At 57.5% G+C, this 14,836-nt stretch carries 12 protein-coding genes; 5 read left to right on the plus strand and 7 right to left on the minus strand.

All coding sequences use genetic code 11. The features are described from left to right. From K2184_RS22990 to K2184_RS23020, 7 genes are all read right to left on the minus strand, one after another. Positions 1 to 1,602 carry an acyl CoA:acetate/3-ketoacid CoA transferase gene (locus tag K2184_RS22990; protein WP_163525465.1) on the minus strand — a complete coding sequence of 534 codons (1,602 nt, stop codon included), beginning with the start codon at positions 1,600 to 1,602 and terminating at the stop codon, positions 1 to 3. Continuing rightward, positions 1,599 to 3,155: a class I adenylate-forming enzyme family protein gene (locus tag K2184_RS22995; RefSeq protein WP_163525466.1), complete on the minus strand. Its 1,557-nt coding sequence runs from the start codon at positions 3,153 to 3,155 to the stop codon at positions 1,599 to 1,601. Before K2184_RS22995 ends, K2184_RS22990 begins: the two co-directional genes overlap by 4 nt. Positions 3,156 to 3,404: 249 nt before the next feature. Next, positions 3,405 to 3,794 (minus strand): VOC family protein, encoded by a 390-nt coding sequence (locus K2184_RS23000; RefSeq protein ID WP_004105420.1) that lies wholly within the window; start codon positions 3,792 to 3,794, stop codon positions 3,405 to 3,407. 1 nt (position 3,795) lies between these two features. Then, positions 3,796 to 5,130: an L-fucose:H+ symporter permease gene (gene fucP, locus K2184_RS23005; RefSeq protein ID WP_004105419.1), complete on the minus strand. Its 1,335-nt coding sequence runs from the start codon at positions 5,128 to 5,130 to the stop codon at positions 3,796 to 3,798. Between the two features lie 36 nt (positions 5,131 to 5,166). Further along, positions 5,167 to 6,108 carry a ribokinase gene (locus tag K2184_RS23010; protein ID WP_016809705.1) on the minus strand — a complete coding sequence of 314 codons (942 nt, stop codon included), beginning with the start codon at positions 6,106 to 6,108 and terminating at the stop codon, positions 5,167 to 5,169. Between the two features lie 11 nt (positions 6,109 to 6,119). Further along, on the minus strand, positions 6,120 to 6,809 hold the full coding sequence (gene alsE / locus K2184_RS23015) for a D-allulose 6-phosphate 3-epimerase (RefSeq protein WP_004115216.1): 690 nt from the start codon (positions 6,807 to 6,809) through the stop codon (positions 6,120 to 6,122). Between the two features lie 109 nt (positions 6,810 to 6,918). Continuing rightward, positions 6,919 to 7,719 (minus strand): DeoR/GlpR family DNA-binding transcription regulator, encoded by an 801-nt coding sequence (locus tag K2184_RS23020; RefSeq protein WP_004105414.1) that lies wholly within the window; start codon positions 7,717 to 7,719, stop codon positions 6,919 to 6,921. Positions 7,720 to 8,082: 363 nt separating this feature from the next. Between K2184_RS23020 and deoC the strand changes: the two genes are divergently transcribed. The 5 genes from deoC (at position 8,083) to K2184_RS23045 (ending at position 14,592) form a co-directional block, all read left to right on the plus strand. Then, positions 8,083 to 8,832 (plus strand): deoxyribose-phosphate aldolase, encoded by a 750-nt coding sequence (deoC, locus tag K2184_RS23025; protein WP_032705146.1) that lies wholly within the window; start codon positions 8,083 to 8,085, stop codon positions 8,830 to 8,832. Between the two features lie 53 nt (positions 8,833 to 8,885). Continuing rightward, the gene (locus K2184_RS23030) at positions 8,886 to 10,391 is read left to right on the plus strand and encodes a xylulokinase (RefSeq protein WP_023330022.1); all 1,506 of its coding nucleotides are present in this window, start codon (positions 8,886 to 8,888) and stop codon (positions 10,389 to 10,391) included. Positions 10,392 to 10,452: 61 nt separating this feature from the next. Next, positions 10,453 to 11,226, plus strand: coding sequence for a DeoR/GlpR family DNA-binding transcription regulator (locus tag K2184_RS23035; protein ID WP_032729042.1), 774 nt, complete (start codon positions 10,453 to 10,455; stop codon positions 11,224 to 11,226). A gap of 407 nt (positions 11,227 to 11,633) precedes the next feature. Beyond that, entirely contained in the window at positions 11,634 to 12,365 is a 732-nt protein-coding gene (locus K2184_RS23040; RefSeq protein WP_016809709.1) for an arginine ABC transporter substrate-binding protein, read from the plus strand. A 676-nt stretch (positions 12,366 to 13,041) separates the two neighbouring features. Continuing rightward, complete coding sequence (locus K2184_RS23045) at positions 13,042 to 14,592, plus strand: peptide MFS transporter (protein ID WP_004115211.1); 1,551 nt, start codon at positions 13,042 to 13,044, stop codon at positions 14,590 to 14,592. The last annotated feature ends 244 nt before the right edge of the window (positions 14,593 to 14,836 follow it).

Below are 14,836 nucleotides of genomic sequence, written 5' to 3' on the forward strand. Positions count from 1 at the left end.
CTAATTTCCTTGTGAGTCAGAAGATGAATTCCGGGACAGATGTTCCGCGAGGCCGCAGGGCTGCGGGGTGAACAAGCGACTGTCCATAACCTGAAGATCCGCGGCGATCGCCGGACGAAAATCCATATGCGCCAGGATGTCGCGCTCAAGATCGATACCGGGGGCGATTTCCGTCAGCACCGGCCCCTCCGGGCGTAGTTCGAAAACCGCCCGCTCAGTGACGTAATGCATAGTTTGTCCTTTGGCGCGGGCCAGCTCGCCGTTGTAAGAAATCTGATTAACCCCGGCGACGAATTTACGTACCTCGCCTTCGCGCCGGATATGCAGGGCCCCTTGTTCACAGGCGATCTCCAGCCCTTTGGCGGTAAAAGAGGAGCAGAACACGACGTGGCGGGCATTCTGGGTGATATCGATAAAACCGCCCGCGCCGGGGCAGGATGCGCCGAGCCGCGTGGCGTTGACGTGGCCGTGCGGGTCCATCTCGCCGGCGCCCATAAAGGTGATATCGACCCCCGCGCCGTTGTAATAAAGCATTTGATCCTGGTGGCTTATCATCGCGCTCAGGTTACGACCAATGCCGAAATCAACGCCGCCCGCCTGCTGCCCGCCGTAGATCCCTGATTCCACGGTGATGGTGACCTGCTCGCCGAGCCGTTCTTCGTGAATGATGGCGCCAATAACATCGTTGGGAATGCCGGTGCCGAGATTGATGACGCAGCCTGGCGTCAGGTAGCGGCAGGCAATTCGCCCGATAAGCTTGCGCAGGTCGAGCGGCAGCGGCGCGTTCTGCGCGGCGGGTAGCTGGATATCGCCGCACAGCGCCGGATCGAAGTCCCAGCTGGAGGTCTGGCGATGATCCGCTTGCGGCTCTTCGCACACCACAATGGCGTCGATCAGGTTGCCGGGAATGGTGATGCTTTTCGGATGCAGCGAGCCTTTCGCCACGCGATATTTCACCTGCGCCAGCACCTTCGCCCCATAGCGTCTGGCGGCGAGAACCGCGTGCAGAACTTCCAGCTTCATCACCTCTTCATCGGTCGTGAGGTTGCCGTCTTCATCAGCATGGGTGCCGCGCACAATAACCACGTCCAGCGGAATGGCCGGGTAGAACAGATATTCGTCGCCGCGAAACGTCACGTGCTCGATCAGATCGGACCGTTCGCGGGTGCGGGCGTTCATCCGTCCGCCTTCCATGCGCGGATCGACAAAGGTACCGAGCCCGACGGGGGAAAGCCGCCCGGTAAGCCCGGCGGCCATCGCGCTATAGAGATGGACGATCTGCCCCTGCGGCAGGCACCAGGCTTCCACTTCGTTGTTGTTGATCATCGCCATCCAGCGCGGCGCCAGGCCCCAGTGCGAGCCGATAAGCCGCGTCACCATACCCGGATGGGCGAAGTGCTGGATGCCGCGCTGGCGATCGCTTTGCCCAGCGGCATGCAGCAGCGTCAGGTCGCGCGGTTCGCCCGCGGTCAGAAAGCGCGCTTCGATAGCGCTTAAAATGGACTCCGCCGCGCCGATAAGCGTCATCCCGACGGTGCAGACGGTGTCGCCGCTGGCGACCCACTGCGCCGCTTGATGGGCGTCGATAAATTTGTTGCTCACTTTTTATCCTCCGTTGATAGCGTGATGATGGATTCCGCGAGGCGCGTTTTGAGCTGCTGTTTGCTCACTTTGCCGTTGTGGGTACGCGGTAAAACGCGGGTGAAAATAATGCGCGCCGGCAGCTTAAAGCGGGCGATTTTGACCTTTAGCCAGCCGAGGATCTCTTCGCTGGTCAGGTGGTGCTGGCCGTCCGGCACAATAAACGCCACCGGCTCTTCGCCATAGACCGGGCTGGGGGTCGGGATCACGGCAACTTCCCGCACTCCCCGATAGGTAGAGAGGATGTTCTCCAGCTCCAGCGAGTAGATCTTCTCTCCGCCGCGATTGATCATGTCCTTGCTGCGGTCTTTGATGTACAGCCAGCCTTCGTCGTCGAGATAGCCCAGATCGCCGGTACAAAACCAGCCCTGCGCATCGCAGCTCGGGCGTCGTTCGCTGTGCTGCCAGTACTCGCGGATCACCACATCGCCTTTTAGCCAGATATGCCCGATTTGCCCGGCGGGGAGGGGCTGCTGGCGATCGTTGCGGATCGTAATGGCGAGGCCGGGGATCGCCTGGCCCGAACTGCCGCATTTATCGCTGCCCCAGACGTCGCCCGGAAAAATCGTCGCGGGCGAGGTCGTTTCGGTGAGACCGTAGATCGGCTGAATCGCCGTATGCGGAAACAGGGTTTTTAACTCGTTGATCAGTCCGTCGCTCAGGTGGCCCGCGCCGCAGGCAATCGTGCGTAGCGCGGGAAAATCGCCCGGATGGCTGGCGCTCTGCTCGCGCGCGGCCTGGCACAGCAGGATAAAAATGGTTGGCGAGCCGTGCAGAAAGGTAATGTTCTTCTCGCGCAGGGTGTTGATCACCTGCGGGGCGTTGAACCGGTGCTGAAGCCAGATGCTCGCGCCGAGGCTAATAAACAGCGCCAGCAGCGCCGACAGGCCGGTGATGTGATAGATAGGTACCGCCAGAATGGTGCTATCCGCGGCGGTGAGATTCAGTTTTTGCGTATAGGCGTCAATCGCGCAGAGCAGGTTATTGTGCGTGATAATCGCCCCTTTCGGTTCTCCGGTGGTACCGGAGGTGAACATCATCACCGCCGTATCGTCGCGGTTAACCGGGACCGGCTGGCGGGCCAGCGGTTCGGGAAGTGAGAGCGCCTGCCATTCGCTGAGTGAAACCGCGCGCGCGTCGGGGATGTGTTTCAGCCAGTCCTGTACGGTCGCATCGAACAGCACGACCCGCGGGGCGATATGGCCCACCAGCTCCTCGCTCTCGGCCTGCTTAAGCTTAGTGCTGAAAGGCACCACTTCGATGCCCAGACCAAGCGCGGCAAAAAGGACTTCGCAAAAAGCGGGATGATTCCCCCAGGCCAGCAGGATTCGGTCGCCTTTGCGCAGCGACCAGACCTGGTCAAGCTGCGCCATCGCTCGCTGTACCCGCAGGTGAAAATCGCGGTACAGATAGCGCCGATCCTCAAACGCCAGCGCCAGGGCATCCGGGCTACGGGCGGCGCTGTGGCTCAGGGCCTGGTACAGATTCTGGAAGTCGGCGGAGGTGCTGCTCATTTGTCTCTCCTGATATTGCGTATTGACTGGAAGTAGTCTGGGGAAATTCAGGAGAGGAAATTGCCGAATGGCTCACAATAGAAAATCAACAAAACAGAAGCAATTTTGTAACATTGCACAATAGGCAGGAGAGGCCGGGTGGGGGGGAGAAAATCTGGAATCAGGCAGGCTTTTGTAAAGCCTGAGGAAGCCCGCTTTTAGACCCGTATTAACCGGGCCTAAAAGGGAGAAGGGGATCAGGCCGGCCGCTTAGCGCTTAAAGGCATCGAACTCGAGCCGTTCGCCATCGGGGCCGCGAATAAGCAGGAAGCGCACGTTGTCTTCTTCTATCGGCCCTTCATCGAGCGGATAACCGAGCGCCGCCAGCCGCTGCTGCACCGCATCCAGGTCGCGGACTTCCAGCGCCAGATGATCGATACCGCAGCGAGGAGCGTCAAAGGGCGTTCCTGCGGGAAGCTGATACAGCTCGAGGACGGCGCCCGCCATTTCCAGGAACGCGACTTCAATAGTGCCCTGCGGCGACGGCTTGCTAAACCGCTGCTGGCGCTGAAAGCCCAGCGGTTCATAGAAGGCAAGCGAACGCGTTAAGTCACTGACCTGATAGCCAATATGAGCAATCGTGTTGATAAGTTCGCGCATGTTATACCCCCTTACGCACGCACCAGAAACCATAGAAAGCGACATACACAAAGCACAGGAGCGGAGCGATAAAGGCGATTTGCATATTGCCGCCGTTCATATCCGAGATAATGCCCATCACCAGCGGAATAACGGCCCCGCCGATAATCGACATCACCACGATCGAGCCTGCGGTCTGGGTATCTTTCCCCATCCCTTTGATGACCAGACCAAAGTTCGTCGGCCAGCATGGCGCCATACAGAAGCTGACCAGAATGAGCGCATAGACCGCCAGCATTGAACTGCTGAATACGGCAACCAATAAAAGGACAGTGGCGGCCAGGGCAAAGCTACCGAGCAGCAGCGCCGGGTTCAGGCGGTTCATCAACCAGGTGGCCACGGTTTTACCCACAGCGTAAATCACCAGAGAAGCCAGCAGCCAGTAAGTCGCGGAGTGCTCGCTGGTGCCCTGCTGCACGAGCTGCACAAAGCGAATCGTGAAGCTCCATACGCCAACCTGGGCGCCGACGTACAAAAACTGCGACAGGATCCCGAGGCGAAAGCGCGGGATAGCAAACAGGCGTTTCAGCGTAGGTCCCATGCTTTCCGTCGGGAGTTGCTGCTGCTGAGAGGGCGTGCCCTTGCACGACGGGAATTTAATAAACACGAACACCAGCGCCAGCACCACCAGCACGGAGCCGATAATCAGATAGGGTCCGACCACCTGGCCGACCATTTGATGGCGCGCAGCGTCCGCGGCGGCGGCGGGCATCGCCAGCAGCTGTTCATGGCTCGGATCGTTCTCGCCAAACACCATCACCTGGCCAATCAGCACGCCGGAAATCACGCCCAGCGAGTTGAAGATCTGCGAAAAGTTAATGCGCTGGGTGGACGATTGAATCGGGCCCAGCAGGCTTGAATAGGTGTTTGCCGATGTTTCCAGAAAAGAGAGTCCGCAGGCGATCACCCCCAGGCAGGCGAGGAACGCGCCGTAGGTCATGATCTGCGCGGCCGGAACGAACAGGAAGCAGCCGAGGGCGTACAGGCACAGCCCAATAATGATCGCCGCTTTATAGGAATAACGCTTTATCAGCGCCGCCGCAGGCAGGGCGACAAAAAAGTAGCCGAGGAAAAAAATCGACTGCACCAGCGCCGTCTGGGTATCCGTTAAATCGAAGCCCTTTTTAAACTGGGCGATCAAAATATCATTCAGGTTGCCCGCCATCCCCCATAGCGCAAACAGGCAACAGACCAGTAAAAATTGCAGCCAGGGGGTATGCGGTAAATACGCGCTGGTGTCCAGTTTTTCATTGTGGACCGCCGCTTTATCGACCTTATCCGTGATTAGCGTACTCATTGAGCTATCCTCTTAATGGTTTTTATACAGTAGGGTTTATGCCATTTCATAATCAGAGGCGGCACGCAAAAGCCGTTCTCGTGCCTCCTGGTACTCAGGTAAAGATGATGCGCCCTGCTTTTCGACGCTGACGGCGGCGTAGGCCGCCGCAAATCGGGCTGCGGCATGCAGCGGTTCGCCGCAGGCCAGTCGCGCCGCCAGCGCGCCGTTGAAGGCATCGCCCGCGCCGGTGGTATCGCGGGGATGAGAAGGAAAGCACGGAATAGGGGATTTCACGCCCTGCTCGCTCAGCAGGGCGCCCTTTGCGCCGAGGGTGATAATGACGTTGCGCGCGCCCTGAGCATGCAGCGCATCGGCGGCCTCGGCCGCGGCCGCCAGAGAGTCAACCCGGCGCCCGGTCATTAACCCGGCCTCCGTGGCGTTCGGCGTGAGCAGATCCACTTTGCTTAGAAAGGCGTGCTCAACGGGCTGCCAGGGCGCAGGATTGAGCACCACGAAGGCCCCGGCCTCTTTGCCGGCGTCAACGACCTGCTCAATGGCGGAAAGATTGTTCTCCAGCTGAACCAGCACCACATCCGCGCAGCCGATAGCGGGAATGCAGCCGGCGATTTCATCATCGGTCACCGTCATATTCGCGCCGGGGTCGACGGCAATCATGTTTTCGGCATCATTGCCGGCCACATAAATCAGCGCGTTGCCGGTGGGGACGTCTTCGGCGACCAGCAGCGTCACGGCATTGAAGCCCACGCCTTTCAGATGACGGCGGGCAAAATGGCCGAAGGTATCATTGCCAATCTTGCCGATATAGTGGACATTCGCCCCCGCTTTTAGCGCGGCGGTGGCCTGGTTCGCCCCTTTCCCCCCGGCGCTGGTCATACTTCCGCAGGCCACTAACGACTCGCCCGGTACCGGAAAGCGCTCCACCCTGGCAACCATGTCGAAATTAAATGAACCAAAAACACAGACTTTTCCTGACATCATTCGCTCCTTTATACGAGCTCGGGGGAGTGCAGCGCGGCGGACAGATCGCGGGACATTTTTTCCCAGGCCTGCTCAAGCGGCATATCCGGGCGGAATAAACCGCTGCTGCCCATGACCAATATCTGCGCCCCGGCTCCCAGCAGCTCGCGGTAGGTGTTGCGATTGCATGAGCCGTCGACTTCCAGCAAGAAGCTGAGGTTGCCGCTCTCTTTTAGCTGATGAAGCTGCGCGATTTTGGCGAGCATTTCGGGAATAAAAGGCTGACCGGCATAGCCTGGATCGACGGTCATCACCGTCACCTTATCGAGCAGATGCAGATAGTGCTGGATGCTCTCAACCGGCGTGGCGGGATTGAGCACCACGCCCACCTCTTTCCCCGCCTGGCGAAGCATATTGATGAGCCGGAAGGCTTCGCGGCAGATGGTTTCCGGATGCAGTGAAATAGCGTCAGCGCCGGCTTCTATCAGCGACGGGATAAACGAGGCGGGCTCTTCGACCATCAGGTGGACATCGATGGGAAGCGATGTGTAGGGACGAATTTGCGCCACAAAGCTGGCCGATAGCGCCAGATTTTTGACATAGTGGCCGTCCATTATGTCGACATGCAGCCTGTCGGCTTTGCCGTTTAAAAAGTGCAGCTGTTCCGTCAGCTTCATCATGTCCATACACATGAGCGAGGGAGAAAGGTAATAACGCATAAGGCCTCATTTATTCCGGTAGTGGCTGATTTCAGGCAAAGTCTGGCCCTGCCGCGGGAAGCAGCGTTTCGACATTGCGCGTATTAACCGTCACGTCATGACGGCGTACTCAGGCGATTTGTAGGCCGACGTTATGCCAGGTCATCTCTTTTTCCAGCAGCGGATCGACAAACTTTTCGGTCACCAGACAGTCCAGTTCGCCCAATCCGCCGATGCGCGCGACGCCTGTTCGCCCCAGCTTGCTGCCGTCGACCAATGCCACGGTCTGACGGGCCGCCAGCATCATCTGTTTCAGCAGCGCAGCGTGGGCTTCCGTACCCGCATATAAGCCGCTATCGCGCTCCAGACCCTGGCAGGAGAAAAAGAGCGTATCGATGGCATACTCGCGCAGCGTTCGTGAGGCAGTTTCACCGAAGAACGACTCTTCGGTCGGGGAGAAGTCGCCCCCCAGCCCCACGAGATGCAACGAGCGTCGGCTCATCAGGGTTTGTAAGATGCGGATGGAGGGCGTAATAACCGTTAACGCCATCTCCGGCATCTGCCGGGCCAAAAACCAGCTGGTGCTGCTGCCGTCCAGGACGATGGTCTTTCCCGGCTGGAGAAACTGCAGCGCTTTACGGGCAACGCGCATTTTGCCTTCGCTGTGCAGCAGCGTTCTTTGCTGAAAGCTTCCCTGGCTATCTTCGACCGGCAGGGCGGACGCTGCCGCTCGGGTCGTCGGCAGCGGGTTTTCCGCCGCCAGCGCTCCGCCGTGGCTCCGATTTAAGATCCCTTTCCGTTCCAGCTCGCTCAGATCGCGGCGAATCGTTTCCCTTGAGACCCGAGTCGCTTGCGCAATCTCATTTACCCGCATCACGCCGCGTTGGCCCAGCAGTTCAACAATCAAACGATGACGTTCCAGCGGCAACATAGCTCTCTCCTGAAGTACATAATCAGATTACCTTTCCCTTGCGCAGGGCGTTGAGACCTCGGGAATGTCCGGCGAAGGCGAGCTTTTCGCTGCCGGACAGTGTGATAGCGCACGCATTTCGGCTGCACTGCCGCCAGCGTTTTTGCTATCTCGCCCGCGATTCAGGCATAAACAAAAACAAACAAAAATAAATGCAACATTGCCTTTGCGCCCGTTTATGACCGTTTACGCCCGCTCTGCCAGGGCACTGTTCATTTCTTGCCTGCTAATTAAAAACAAATGAAAATAAAAAAATGCTAAATCGATCACGTTATTTTCATTTGATGCGTTTTTAAATGGATTTAAGCCGAATAACAGCATTAAATGAAAGCAATTAAAAACAAAGAGCAGGATAAGACCATGAATGAAACAACCCGTCGTTTTGCACGTTTAGTTGACCTGAGCGCAGTCCAGGCCACCAGTACCGAAGCGGACGTTCGCGCCTGCGCCGAGCTGGCTGCCCGATACAACATTATTTCCGTCCACGTTCTGCCCTGCTGGACGCGTTTTCTCAGTACGTTGCTGCCGCAGCAGGGCACGGGAGAGGTGATGATTGGCGGGCCGGTCGGTTTTCCCGGCGGCGGGCATGCCACCGACACCAAGGTTCAGGAGGTGCGCCAGCTGATTGCCGACGGCGCCCGCGAAGTGGATATGGTGGTGAATATCGGCAAAGTGTTATCCGGCGATTATGACTATGTGCGCGAAGATTTGCGCCGCGTGGTGGAAGCCGCCGCCCCGGTACCGGCTAAAGTGATCCTCGAAACGCACTATCTCAATGAGGAGCAGATTCGCCGCGTGTGCGATATCGCCGTAGAGGTGGGGATGAAGTGGGTCAAAACCTCTACCGGCTGGGCGCCCACCGGCGCCACGGTGGAAAAAGTCAGCATCATTGCCGACCAGCTTAAAGGCCGAATCGATATCAAAGGGGCAGGAGGCATTCGCGATCTGGCCACGGTGCGCGCGCTCTACCAGCTTGGCGTCCGCCGCTTTGGCATGAGCCATGGCGCAGTAACAAAGGTGCTGGCTGAACTGGAGCAGCATCCGGAACGTTTTCCCGAGCTGAACGCCGATTAAACTGAGAGACCGCGGGCCTGATGGCCCGCTTTAAGACGTCACCGGAGTCAGTGATGAAAGATAAAATACTCACGATTGATGTTGGCACTGGCAGCACCCGCGCCGCTATTTTGCGCATTGACGGCGCGATGATCGGCTTTGCGCAAAGAGAGTATGAGCAAACCACGCCGCGTGCGGGTTGGTCAGAACAGGCCCCGTCTTTATGGTGGCAGGCCGCCTGCGACTGCATACGCGAGGTGCTTTACCGCTATCCTGAAACGGCTGCGCAGATTGCGGTTATTGGCGCCTGCGGGCAAATGCACGGTACCGTTCTACTGGACGATCGCGGCGAGCTGGTGGAGGACAGGGCGCTGCTGTGGAATGATAAGCGTAGCCAGCCGCAGGTGGATGCCTTTAGCGCGCGCGAAGGGCGGGAGAAGTGGCTGGCGCATTTAAATAATCCACCCGCGGCGGCGTGGCCCGCTTTTAAATTAGCCTGGTGGCGTGAACATCACCCGGAGCGCTGGCCGCAGCTCGCCAAAGTGTTAATGCCGAAGGACTATATTAATTTCATGCTGACCGGCGCCCTGGCGACCGACTATAGCGAGGCGTCCTGCTATTTCCTGATGGACAGCGAAACCCGCGCCTGGTCTTCGCAAGCCTGCGAAACGTTTGGTCTGCGGGTCGATCAGCTACCGGATCTTAAACTTTCCAGCGACATAATCGGCCAGGTGACCCCACGCGCAGCCGGCCTGACGGGCCTGCCGGCGGGTATCCCGGTGGTTGCCGGTACGTCGGATATGGCGGCCTCTTTACTGGGTTCGGGAGTGTATGAACCGGGGATGGCGTCCGACTCTACCGGCACGTCGACGCTGATTACGGTGGTATCGCCGCGGCCGTTGCGCCATCCGTTGGTCAATAACCTTCATCTGGCTAACGCGGCCTGGGGCGGATTTACGATTCTCGACGCCGGCGGCGATGCCGTCCGCTGGGCGCGGCTGGCGCTGGCCGATAACCAGATTACGCATCCGCAGCTTTTGCAGGAAGCGGCAGCGGTGCCGGCGGGCGCGGAAGGGCTGCTCTTTCTTCCCTATCTGACCGGAGAACGCCTGGCCGAACACACGAACTCGCGGGCGCAGTTTTTCGGCCTGCAGCGTAAGCATCGCCGCGGTCATTTATTCCGCGCGGTCCTGGAAGGGGTGGCCTTTGCGTCCTGGCGCAATCTTCGCCAGCTGCAGGCGTGCGGGCAATATCCGCAACAAATGATCGCTTCCGGCGGCGGCGCGCGCAGCCCGCTGTGGCTTGAAATCAAAGCCGCGGCGTACAATCTTCCGATATTATCTACGCGCAATCAGGAGAATGGCGTCACCGGATGCGGTATTATCGCCGGGGTTGGCGCGGGGCTGTACGCCGATTTTGCCAGCGGCGTGCGCCAGACGGTGCAGTTCGACAAACTGATTTCGCCAGATCCCCGTCTGCGGGATTATTACCACGCCTGCAGCGAGCTTTTTGATACGCTGTACCGGCAATCCGCCGCCTTATACGATAGGCTGGATGCGCTCAGCGTGGGACCCGACTGATACGCAAAGGTAAGCCAGCGCCGCATCGCGCGTAACGTGCCGTAAATAAGAGAGAGGCAGAATGTTTGCAGAAGAAAGACAGGAGAAGTTGCTCAGTATTCTCAGGGAAAAACGCAAAGTGGCTGTTTCTGAGATGTGTGACGTCTTTAATGTATCTGGCGCCACCATTCGTGCCGATCTCCGCCAGCTGGAAGATGAGGGGCTGCTGACCCGTACCCACGGCGGCGCCGTTCTTCGGACGCGGGCGAGCTTTGAACAGGCCTCGGACGCGCGCGAAATTGTTAACCTCAGCGCGAAAGAGCGGATCGGCCAGCGCGCGGCGGCGCTGGTTGAGGATGGCGACATTATCGTGCTGGATACCGGTACCACGACTTTGCATATCGCGCGCAATATTCGTGACCGACAGAACGTTACGGTGGTCACCAATGATTACCAAATCGCCCGCGAGCTGGAAGCCAGCCCTTCTATTCAAACCATTCTGCTGGGTGGGATCGTCAAGAAGGGATACCACTGCGTGGTGGCGATCAACGGACGTTCCATACTTGATACCCTGAACGTCGATAAAGCGTTTATGGGCGCCAATTCGCTGTCGCTGAAACACGGCGCCTGCGTGGCCGATATCATGCTGGCAGAAACGAAACGCGGCATGGTTGAACACGCCAGTCAGGTGATTATCGTCTGCGACTACAGCAAGCTGAATAATACCTCGCTTGCCCAGTTTACCGCCGCGGATCGTATTGATACCGTGGTGGTGGATCGTCTGCCTGATGACGTTCAGGCGTATCGTAATGCCGGCATTCAGGTGATCTCTCTGGATGAAGAGGCGCATCTCTAGCGTGCGGTTCCGGCGGCGCTAATTTAGCGGGAGAAGACGTTTTATTTTACGCGTTGCCTCTGTGGTAAAACTTTTCTCTTTATTAAATGCGTAACGACCTGTCTGGGTTGGGGGCAGCGCCTCCTCTCTGGCATATTCTGCTGTGATGCCTGCGGTAACCCACGGATATGATTAACGAATTTCCTCCGAAAAGCCGGGGGTAATCTACAGAACCCGCGCCACTTCATGTATGATTTTTCTCTCCGTTCGGGCGGCTGCGCTGATTTTCACCGGCCGCGCGCCGAGCGGTCGATCATTGCGGATAATGATTCAGGCGAAGAATACGATTCGTCGCCAACGATAAATAACAATCCCGACCATCTTTCAGAACGCTGAATTATCGTGAGGGCATCACAGGGAGCATGACTATGAAAGGCGCTTATCTCGCACTTGCGCTCGGTTTATTTACCGGTTCGGCGCTGGCGGCCGAGCGGGTGATCCATTTTGGCACCAGCGCAACCTATCCGCCGTTTGAATTCGTCGACGGCAATAATCAGGTGGCGGGTTTTGATATTGATATCGCCAGAGCGGTATGTAAGGAGCTACAGGCTACCTGCAGCTTCACCAATCAGAGTTTTGATAGCCTTATTCCGGCACTGCGTTTTAAGAAAATGGATGCGGCGATCGCCGGGATGGATATCACGCCGCTGCGTGAGAAGCAGGTGGATTTTTCGACGCCGTACTTCAACGAACTGTCGGCGGTGGCGGTCGTGCGCAAAGATACCTTCCACACCTTTGCCGATTTAAAAGGCAAGAAGCTTGGTCTGGAGAACGGCACTTCCCATCAGCGCTACCTTCAGGATCGCCATCGTGAGATTGCGTCGCAGGCCTATGACAGCTATCTGAACGCGCTTGTCGATCTGCGTAACGGGCGGCTGGACGGCGTGTTTGGCGACGTATCGGCGATGAAAAACTGGTTAAAGGAAAACCCGGATTTCGTCATCATGGATGAGCGCGCCACCGACCCGGAGTATTACGGCAAAGGGCTGGGCATTGCGCTGCGTAAGGGCAATCCGCTGCTGGCGGAGATCAACCAGGCGCTGGAGAAAGTGATGGCTTCCCCTGAATACAGCGAAATTAAAGATCGCTGGATTAAATAATCCAGCCGATAGCGACCGGGAGTCTTAACCATTCTGCGTCACGCCCGTTCTTCGCCAGGAGCGGGAGCGATCCGTGACGCATTTGTTTTATATGCCAGTAAAACCTCTTTCTGTCGCTTAAAACGTCGTAATCCCTTCTTCGCCTTTCTGGCGCCCGGAATAGCGACTTTATAGCCGAATTTATTCTTCTCTTCGCCACGCGGGGACGGGCGGTGCGCCACTTTCGCTTGCTGGCAGCGGATAGCGGCTTATCCGTTCTTGCGGGTAACGTTTTTTTCACAATGACAATTGTGCATTTTATCGCTCTTTCCCCTCGCTGAGCATCTCAGGCATGTATTTATTAAGGTTATTGGTAGACAACAGCGTCGGCTGAACGGCACGGATAGCTATAAAAATAATTATACTTAACTTCATGTTTTATAGATAAAAAGATATCTAAGATGCTCTGTTTTATGATGTCAATCACATTTCCTCTCTCGCCAACTTTAAATCTGTAAAAGTAGACGTTTGTCGACTTTTCATCTAAAAAGTTGGGGGAAGGGACTAGACAGGACCATTATTAGGTTATCAAATGGTTAAATAACGTCACATTAAATGTGAATGATTGGCCTTGTGTATAAAAGGCCAACACGCTTTCCGCTGCGCTAAAGCGCTGCGGACATCTTTGGGAGAAGTTATGCATTCCTCTGTTAATAAAAATGAATCTCGGACCTTTTTCGGTCATCCTTACCCGCTCGGTTCGCTGTTTTTCACCGAAATGTGGGAACGGTTCTCGTTTTACGGCATTCGTCCATTACTGATCCTGTTTATGGCGGCCACCGTCTATGACGGCGGGATGGGGCTGGCGCGTGAGAACGCTTCGGCCATCGTCGGGATTTTTGCCGGGACCATGTATCTTGCCGCGCTGCCCGGCGGCTGGCTGGCGGACAACTGGCTCGGGCAACAAAAAGCGGTCTGGTATGGTTCGATACTGATCGCGCTGGGCCATCTCTCCATCGCGCTGTCGGCGGTGATGGGCGATAGCCTGTTCTTTATCGGCCTGATGTTTATCGTGCTCGGTTCCGGCCTGTTCAAAACCTGTATTTCGGTGATGGTTGGTACGCTGTACAAGAAAGGCGATGCGCGCCGCGATGGCGGCTTCTCGCTGTTCTACATGGGCATCAACATGGGCTCGTTTATCGCCCCGCTGATCTCCGGCTGGCTGATCAAATCCCACGGCTGGCACTGGGGCTTTGGCATCGGCGGCATCGGGATGCTGGTCGCGCTGATAATCTTCCGCGTCTTTGCCGTCCCGGCGATGAAACGCTATGACAGCGAAGTCGGCCTCGATTCCACCTGGAACAGCCCGGTAGTGAAACGAAACGGCGTCGGCGCATGGCTACTGGCGCTGACGGTAGGCGTAGCGGTTATTGTCGCGTTGATTGCCCAGGGCGTTATCGTGATTAACCCGGTGGCGGTGGCCAGCGTGCTGGTCTACGTGATTGCGGCGTCGGTGGTGCTCTATTTTATCTACCTGTTCGTCTTCGCCGGGCTGAGCCGTAAAGAGCGCGCTCGCCTGCTGGTATGCTTTATCCTGCTGATTTCGGCGGCCTTTTTCTGGTCAGCGTTTGAGCAGAAACCGACCTCGTTTAACCTGTTCGCTAACGACTATACCAACCGTACGATCGGCTCGTTCGAGATCCCGGCGGTGTGGTTCCAGTCGATTAACGCCCTGTTTATCATTCTGCTGGCGCCGGTATTTAGCTGGGCCTGGCCTGCGCTGGCGCGCAAAAACGTACGTCCGAGCAGCATCACCAAGTTTGTTATCGGTATTTTGTGCGCGGCGGCGGGCTTTGGCCTGATGATGCTGGCGGCGCAAAATGTCCTGAGCAACAACGGCGCGGGCGTTTCGCCGATGTGGCTGGTGGGCAGCATTCTGATGCTGACGCTGGGCGAGCTGTGCCTCAGTCCGATTGGTCTCGCGACCATGACTCTGCTGGCGCCGGAAAGAATGCGCGGCCAGATGATGGGGCTGTGGTTCTGCGCCAGCGCCCTGGGGAACCTGGCGGCGGGTCTGATTGGCGGTCACGTGAAGGCCGATCAGCTGGATATGCTGCCTGACCTGTTCGCACGCTGCTCCATTGCGCTGCTGATCTGCGCCGCGGTGCTGTGCCTGCTGATTGTTCCGGTGCGCCGGATGCTGGAAAACACCAAATCCAGCGAGCAAAAACCGGCGGCGAATGCCTGACGGCGAAAGCGGTAAATAAAAAGCCGGCGCTCTGCGCCGGCTTTTTATTGGTCAAACCCCGGATTGCGGCGCGAAGCGCCTTATCCGGGCTACCCAGCCGCAGACGGTGGTGAGCCTGTAGCCCGATGTGATGGACACCTCCCCCTTACGGCATCAAAGTGCCAGACTGAGGTGTACCTACAGTTAACTGGAGGAGGTGTCCATCATGAATATTAAACGTATTGGTCTCGACCTGGCAAAAAAT

This window comes from Klebsiella sp. K5-306, assembly GCF_051835185.1.
Taxonomy (GTDB): Bacteria; Pseudomonadota; Gammaproteobacteria; order Enterobacterales; family Enterobacteriaceae; genus Klebsiella; species Klebsiella oxytoca.

Bases quoted from the DNA above. Each gene is read 5' to 3' on its own strand.
- K2184_RS22995 (WP_163525466.1), bottom strand. From the start codon at position 3,155: ATGAGCAGCACCTCCGCCGACTTCCAGAATCTGTACCAGGCCCTGAGC.
- K2184_RS23000 (WP_004105420.1), bottom strand. From the start codon at position 3,794: ATGCGCGAACTTATCAACACGATTGCTCATATTGGCTATCAGGTCAGT.
- fucP (WP_004105419.1), bottom strand. From the start codon at position 5,130: ATGAGTACGCTAATCACGGATAAGGTCGATAAAGCGGCGGTCCACAAT.
- K2184_RS23010 (WP_016809705.1), bottom strand. From the start codon at position 6,108: ATGTCAGGAAAAGTCTGTGTTTTTGGTTCATTTAATTTCGACATGGTT.
- alsE (WP_004115216.1), bottom strand. From the start codon at position 6,809: ATGCGTTATTACCTTTCTCCCTCGCTCATGTGTATGGACATGATGAAG.
- K2184_RS23020 (WP_004105414.1), bottom strand. From the start codon at position 7,719: ATGTTGCCGCTGGAACGTCATCGTTTGATTGTTGAACTGCTGGGCCAA.
- deoC (WP_032705146.1), top strand. From the start codon at position 8,083: ATGAAAGCAATTAAAAACAAAGAGCAGGATAAGACCATGAATGAAACA.
- K2184_RS23030 (WP_023330022.1), top strand. From the start codon at position 8,886: ATGAAAGATAAAATACTCACGATTGATGTTGGCACTGGCAGCACCCGC.
- K2184_RS23035 (WP_032729042.1), top strand. From the start codon at position 10,453: ATGTTTGCAGAAGAAAGACAGGAGAAGTTGCTCAGTATTCTCAGGGAA.
- K2184_RS23040 (WP_016809709.1), top strand. From the start codon at position 11,634: ATGAAAGGCGCTTATCTCGCACTTGCGCTCGGTTTATTTACCGGTTCG.
- K2184_RS23045 (WP_004115211.1), top strand. From the start codon at position 13,042: ATGCATTCCTCTGTTAATAAAAATGAATCTCGGACCTTTTTCGGTCAT.